The organism is Longimicrobium sp. (genome assembly GCF_036280135.1).
Lineage (GTDB): Bacteria > Gemmatimonadota > Gemmatimonadetes > Longimicrobiales > Longimicrobiaceae > Longimicrobium.
Window position 1 is genome coordinate 1 of record NZ_DASURI010000380.1, and the last position, 5,576, is coordinate 5,576.

2 protein-coding genes are annotated in these 5,576 nt (G+C 71.5%); both read right to left on the reverse strand.

Annotated elements, in window-relative coordinates; genetic code table 11:
- Positions 1-16: 16 nt before the first annotated feature.
- Positions 17-3,376 (reverse strand): amino acid adenylation domain-containing protein, encoded by a 3,360-nt coding sequence (locus tag VFZ20_RS11910; protein ID WP_329684102.1) that lies wholly within the window; start codon positions 3,374-3,376, stop codon positions 17-19.
- Between the two features lie 463 nt (positions 3,377-3,839).
- Positions 3,840-4,919, reverse strand: coding sequence for an HAD-IIIC family phosphatase (locus VFZ20_RS11915; protein WP_329684103.1), 1,080 nt, complete (start codon positions 4,917-4,919; stop codon positions 3,840-3,842).
- Positions 4,920-5,576 lie beyond the last annotated feature (657 nt).

Here is a 5,576-nt window from a genome sequence, read left to right on the forward strand (position 1 = left end):
CCCGCGGGTGAGGGCCTTACCCCTCCTCCGCCAGCAGCGCCTCGATGTCCTCGGCGCTCAGGCCCTCCATCTCGTCCATCATCCGCGCCAGCACGGGCGAGCCGGCGGCCTCGATGGCGGCGGCCACCCCCTCGATGGTGGGCGCCGCGAAAAAGGTGCGGATGGGCAGGTCCACCTCGAACGCCTCGCGGATGCGCACCAGCGCCTGCGTCGCCAGCAGCGAGTGCCCGCCGATGGCGAAGAAGTTCTCGTGCACGCCGATGCGCTCCCGCCGCAGCACCTCCGCCCAGATCTCCGCCAGCATGTCCTCCACCACGTTGCGCGGCCCCACGTACGCATCCGCGTCGGCGTCCGCCTGGAGGTCCGGCGCGGGGAGCGCGCGGCGGTCCACCTTGCCCGTGCCCGTCAGCGGCAGCGCGTCCAGCGCCACGAACGCGCCGGGCACCATGTACTCCGGCAGCCGCTCGCGCAGCAACGCCCGCAGCTCGCTCGTGGCCGGCGCCGCTCCATCCCGGCCGACGACGTACGCCACCAGGCGCGGATCGCCGGGGACGTCCTCGCGGATGGCCGCCGCGGCGGCGCGGACGGACGGATGGCGCAGCAGCTCGCTTTCCACCTCGCCCAGCTCGATGCGGTAGCCGCGCAGCTTTACCTGGCCGTCCAGGCGGCCCATGAAGGTGAGCGTGCCGTCCGCGGCCCAGCGCGCGCGGTCGCCCGTGCGGTACATGCGCGCGGCGCCGCCCGCGAACGGATCGGGCACAAAGCGCTCCGACGTGAGCTCCGGCCGGCCCAGGTAGCCGCGCCCCACGCCGGCTCCGCCCACGTACAGCTCGCCGGGAATGCCCACGGGCACGGGCCGCATCCGCTCGTCCAGCACGTAGATGCGCGCGTTGGGAAAGGGACGGCCGATGGATGCCATTCCCGGCCCCGGCTCCGTCACGTGGTGCACCGTGGAGTACACGGTCGCCTCCGAGGGGCCGTACATGTTCCACACGCCCGCCGTCCGCGCGATGAGATCCTCGGCCAGGGCGGAGGTGAGCGCCTCGCCGCCGGGGAGCACGCGCAGCTGGTCGGACCCCGTCCAGCCGGACTGCACCAGCATGCGGAACGTCGCCGGGGTGCCCGCCATCACCGTCACGCCCTCCGCCTGGATCAGGCGGTCCAGCGCGGCGGCATCCACCACGTCGTCGCGACTGGCCACGACGATGCGCGCGCCCGTCACCAGGGGCAGCAGCAGCTCCGGGACGGCCACATCGAACGAGATGGTCGTCACGGCCAGCGTCACGTCGTCCGGCGCCATCCCCGGCGTGTGCGCCGTGCCCGCGAGCATGCTGGAGAGCGTGCCGTGCTCCAGCTCCACCGCCTTGGGCCGGCCCGTGGACCCGGAGGTGTAGATGAGGTACGCGCGATCCGTTGACGCCACGTCCACCGAGACCGCGTCGACCGATTCACCGGGCGCCGGACGGGACGGCAGGGCGACGACGGGGACGGCGGCGGAGAACGACGGATCGTCCGCCAGCACGAGCGCGGCGCCGGAATCATCCACCATGTAGGCGATGCGCTCCGGCGGATACACGGGATCCAGCGGCAGGTACGCGGCGCCCGTCTTGAGGATGCCCATGATCCCCGCCACCATCCCGGCGGTGCGGTCCACGTGGATGCCCACGATGCGCCCCGGCGCCGCGCCGGCCGCCCGCAGCGCCCCCGCCACGCGGTCCGACCACGCGTCCAGCGCCCCGTAGGTGATCCGCTCCCCGCCGCTGACGACGGCGACGGCGTCCGGCGTGGCCGCGGCCCGCGCGGCGAAGCGCCGGTGCACGGGCGCGGCGGGGACGGGGACGGACGGGCCCGTGCCCCAGTCCTCCAGCAGCCGGCGGCGCTCCTCGTCGGTCGTGAGCACGTGGGACGAGACGGGCGCGTCGGGGTCGCGGGAGACGGCGTCCAGGAGCAGGGCGTAGTGCCGCTCCATCCGCGCCATGGTCGCCTCGTCGAACAGGTCCGTGGCGTACTCGAACACGCCCGTGAGCCCGCTGCGCGCCTCCATGGTGGCCAGCATGAGGTCGAACTTGGCCACGCCCGTGTCGATGAGGTCCGCGTCGTGGTCCGGGTGCACGGGGCGCATGTCGATGGCCGGCGCGCGCTCCACGTCCATCGCGTGGTGGCTGTGGGCGTACACGTGGTGGAAGTACAGCACCTGGAAGACGGGATGGCGGCTCATGTCGCGCGACACGCCCAGCTCGTCCACGAGCTTTTCGAACGGCAGGTCCTGGTTGCGGTCCGCGTCCAGCACGGCGCGCCGGGTGCGGGCGATGGCCTCGCGGAACGACGGGTCGCCGTCCAGCCGCACCCGCAGCGCGGCCGTGTTGACGAACACGCCGATGATGTCCTCCAGCTCCTTTCGGGGCCGGTTGCCCAGCAGCGTGCCCACCACCATGTCGTCCTGCCCCGTGTAGCGCTGCAGCAGGGCGTAGAACGCGGCCATGAGCACCATGTTGAGCGTGGCCGCCTCGCGTTTGCACAGCTCGCGCAGCCGGTCGGCCAGGGCGGCGTCCAGGCGAAAGCGGTGAAAGTGCCCGCGCTGGCTGGCCACGGCGGGACGGGGGCGGTCCGTGGGCAGCTCGATGGCGGGCGCGCCGTCCAGCACGTCGCGCCAGTAGGCCACCTGCCGCTGGAGGTTCTCGCCCTGCAGCTGCTCGCGCTGCCACACGGTGTAGTCGGCGTAGCGCAGCTCCACGGGGGGAAGCTGGGGCTCGCGGCCCTCCTTCCAGGCGCCGTAGCACTCCAGGATCTCGCGGTTCATCATGGGATACGCCCACCCGTCCGTGACGATGTGGTGCGTGGTGGTCACCATGGCGAAGTCGTCGTCGGTGACGCGCAGCAGCGTCACGCGAAAGAGCGGCGGATGCGACAGGTCGAACGGGCGCGCGCCCTCTTCCGCGACCAGGTCGTTGACGCTGTCGGCGAAGCGGTCGCCCACGCGGTGGCGCGCCTCGACCACGTCCACCTTCATGGCGAAGGGCTCGTGGACGATCTGCAGGAGCTGGCCGTCGTCGCCCATGCGGAACGACGTGCGCAGGGCCTCGTGGCGGCGCACCACCTCGGACAGGGCGCGCTCCAGCAGGGGCACGTCCACGTCGGCCGGCACCAGCATGGCCACGGGGACGTTGTAGAGCGGCTTGTCGGGGTCCAGGCCGGTAAGGAACCACATCCGCTCCTGGGCAAAGCTGGCCGGGTGCTCGGGTCCCGGGCCGGCCACGCGGCCGATGGTGTCGCGCGGCTTTGCCGCGGCCGCATCGCCGCGCAGGCGCCGCTCCAGCAGGGCGCGCTTGGTGTCGCTCAGGGCGGCGCGCTTGGCCACCAGGTCCTGCGTGCTCATCTCGTCAGTCTCGGTCGAAAGGCAAACTGCTGTGTTTCGGGAGGGAGGGATCACGCCGGCAGCCGGCCGCCCCCATCCTCGGCCCTTCCCCAAAAACGCGTGGGAGAAGGGAGAACTTCGTGATGACTTGGGACGGCCCTCGCCGGCAGCGGCGCGCCCCCCATCCCCGACCCTTCCCCCATGAACAGAATGGGGGAAGGGAGCACTCCATCGTGGGCTCCGGGTCCGGTCTCCGAGGCGGACTGTCTCTCGCCCGCGGAGGGCCCCCTCCCCCCGACCCCCTGCCCCCGCTTCGCGGGGGAGGGGGAGAACTGCGGTTCGTCTCCCATGCCGGCTTCCGTGCGCGGTCTCGACCTCTCGCCAACCCCTCCCCGAAGTTGGGGGAGGGGTTGCCGGCCGTTGCGAGGAACGAGCAAACAGGCCGGCGGGGGAGAGGGCCCCCGTCGCGCAGCGACGGGGCTTTCTACCGCGTGACCTCCACCCGCACGTACTCGGGGAACGGCTGGATGGTCTCCAGGCCGTGCTCGTAGATGATCAGGTCGCCGTCGCGCGCCACCTCGCGAAAGCCGCCGAAGCGGTACGTGACCTCCATCATCCGGTTGCGCCCGTTGGGCTTGAACTCGGCGCGGAGGATGGCGCCCGCCTCCTTCGTGAGCCGCATGATGTGGCTCATCATGATGGTGCCCACCCCGCGCGACATCACGCGGCAGCTCATCAGCAGCAGCTTGAGTGTCCAGTGCCCGGCCGTCGTCTTCTCGATGAGCGCCAGGCCGATCTTGCCGTACGTGCCGTAGCGGTCCTCCAGCCCGGCCACCAGCAGCACGTGGTCCGGCGACGTGCGAAAGGCGTTCAGCTCGTCGTAGTCGTAGGTGTAGCCGGTGGTGTTGAGCTGGTTGGTGCGCTGCGTGAGCTCCTCCGCGCGCTGCAGGTCCGCCTCGGAGCAGGGGGCGAGGGTAAAGCGCATGTCCAGCGCGCGCAGGAAGTCTTCCGACGGGCCGCTGAAGGTCTCCTCGGCCTGGTTGCGCTGGATGTCGGCCATGTACATGCGCCGGCGGTTGCGGCTGTCGTCGGTGATGAACTCGGGGTTCAGGTCCTCCCGGTCCAGCATCCCCTCCAGCGTGGCCGCGTCGAGCACGCGCACGGCGGGGCAGGCGTGCTGCACCTCCTCGCGCTCGAACGGCTGGTCGTCCACGAACAGGAACGTGTCCAGGTTGATGTTGAGCAGCTTGGCGATCTGCGCCACGTTCTGCCCCTTGGCGTTCCAGTTGATCTGCGGATACAGGAAGTACTCGTCGATGCCCAGCGCGCGCAGGCGGGCCATGGCCGCGTCGTGGTCGTTGCGGCTGGCCACGGACTGCAGGATGCCGCGCTCGTCCAGCTGGCGGATGATGTCCAGCACGCCGGGGCGCAGGGGCACGTCGCCGTCCTCGAGCAGGATGCCGTCCCACACGGTGTGGTCCAGGTCCCACACGACGCACTTGACGGTCTTGGGCTTCTTGGCCTCGGCCGGCGCCGCGGGCTGGGCCATCAGGGTATCGCTCATGTGGTTGTCGTCTCGCGCGTACGGTGATCAGCGTTCACGGGCCCGTCCCTTTCCCTGCATCCATCGACTTCGACTGGTACGGACAGGTCGCGCCGGCAGCGGAGCGCCCCCCATCCCCGACCCTTCCCCCATAAACAGAATGGGGGAAGGAAGAACTGCGTCTGGACATTCGGACGGATCGCAACGGCAGCAACCCGCCTCTCCCCCGGCCCCTCCCCGCTCGTTCCTCGCGGAGAGGGGAGAACTTCATCGTGGGCTCCGGGTCCGTCCTCCGAGGCAAAGTGTCTCTCGCCCGCGGAGGGCCCCCTCCCCCCGACCCCCTCCCCCGCTTCGCGGGGGAGGGGGAGAACTGCATCGCGGGAACAGGCTGCCCTCCCGCTGGGGCCACCTCCCCGCTCGTTCCTCGCGGAGAGGGGAGAACTTCATCGTGGGCTCCGGGTCCGTCCTCCGAGGCGAAGTGTCACTCGCCCGCGAAGGGCCCCCTCCCCCCGACCCCCTGCCCCCGCTTCGCGGGGGAGGGGGAGAACTGCATCGCGGACAGGCTGCCCTCCCGCTGGGGCCACCTCCCCGCTCATTCCTCGCGGAGAGGGGAGAACTTCATCGTGGGCTCCGGGTCCGTCCTCCGAGGCGAAGTGTCACTCGCCCGCGGAGGGGGGG

Bases quoted from the DNA above. Each gene is read 5' to 3' on its own strand.
- VFZ20_RS11910 (WP_329684102.1), bottom strand. From the start codon at position 3,376: ATGAGCACGCAGGACCTGGTGGCCAAGCGCGCCGCCCTGAGCGACACC.
- VFZ20_RS11915 (WP_329684103.1), bottom strand. From the start codon at position 4,919: ATGAGCGATACCCTGATGGCCCAGCCCGCGGCGCCGGCCGAGGCCAAG.